At 42.0% G+C, this 1,334-nt stretch carries 1 protein-coding gene; it reads left to right on the forward strand.

Features of this window, described 5'->3' with window-relative positions; all coding sequences use genetic code 11:
- The first annotated feature begins 57 nt into the window (after positions 1-57).
- Positions 58-1,320 carry an IS256 family transposase gene (locus tag EKD03_RS18230; protein WP_129633878.1) on the forward strand — a complete coding sequence of 421 codons (1,263 nt, stop codon included), beginning with the start codon at positions 58-60 and terminating at the stop codon, positions 1,318-1,320.
- Positions 1,321-1,334: the final 14 nt, after the last annotated feature.

The following is a 1,334-nucleotide window of genomic DNA, read 5'->3' on the forward strand; positions in this document are numbered from 1 at the left end:
GAGTATGTTCAATTAAGTGTGTCAAAGTGAAATCAAAAAAAACAAATAACTTTGACAATGGAAAAGAAACAAGCAAAAAAGCGAATCAGGCAACCACGCCTGGACGAAATCATACCTAACGAAGAAATGCGAACAGAGATGTTAGGCAGGCTCTATAAAGGCGAACCCATCTTAGGAGAAGGAGGCATTTTTACCAATTTGCTTCAATCCTTTGTAAATGCTGCACTTGAAGGGGAAATGGATAATTACCTTCAGGAGTCAAAAGGGATTGATTCAACCAACAGGCGTAATGGACACACAAGCAAGTTATTGCGCAGTACAGCAGGCCCCTTTGAAATAAAAACGCCTCGCGACCGATTTGGAGAGCACGATCCGATCATCGTTAAAAAGCGAGAGCGCGAGTTAAGTACAGGACTTGATGATATTATCATGAGTCTCTATGCACGCGGCCAATCGGTTGAAGATGTTCGTTTTCAATTGCATCAGATCTACGGTCTGGAGGTAAGTACAGGTGCAATAAGCGCTGTAACAGATCGGGTTTGGGGAGAAATAGCAGAATGGCAACAACGTTCTTTATCAGCTTGTTATCCAATAGTTTACCTGGATGCTATTCATTATAAGGTTCGGGAAGACGCAAAAGTAATATTAAAGGCTGTATATACAGTCTATTCAGTAAGCGTAGACGGAGAGCGGGATATATTAGGCCTGTATTTGAAGGAATCAGAGGGGGCCCGCCAATGGGGTCATATACTGGAGGATTTAAAGCGCAGGGGAGTAGAAGATATATTCTTCTTTAGCGTAGATGGTCTATCTGGCTTTAAAGACGTAATAGAGCAGGTTTATCCAGCTTCAGCACTTCAGCGTTGCATTGTTCATAAAGTTCGCAATTCAACACGCTATGTGAGCGAAAAAGACAGAAAAGCCGTATGCAAGGATCTGCGAATGATTTATACCTCATCGGACAGGCAACAAGCCGCAATAGCATTGGAATCGTTTGGACAGCGCTGGGATACGAAATACAAAGAGATAAGATCATCCTGGGAAGATGATTGGGACGATCTGATGGTATTTATGGATTACGGTGAAAACATTCGGCGAATGATTTATACCACAAATCCGGTAGAAGCAGTTCACCGGGTACTGAGAAAAGTCACTAAAACCAAAGGAGCCTGGAGCAATGATAAGGGCTTGCAAAAACAGTTATATTTGACACTGAAGTACAGCCAAAGAAGCTGGAAAAGAAAGGCATTTAACTGGGTGATTATACAACGTGAACTTATGGAGTACTATGGAGAACGGTATGTCAAGCACTTGTCATAAAATAAATAAAGAGG

The organism is Candidatus Oscillochloris fontis (assembly GCF_004138135.1).
GTDB lineage: Bacteria > Chloroflexota > Chloroflexia > Chloroflexales > Chloroflexaceae > Oscillochloris > Oscillochloris fontis.

What these genes read in the sequence shown, in the direction of transcription:
- EKD03_RS18230 (WP_129633878.1), top strand. Translation starts at nt 58, where the DNA reads ATGGAAAAGAAACAAGCAAAAAAGCGAATCAGGCAACCACGCCTGGAC.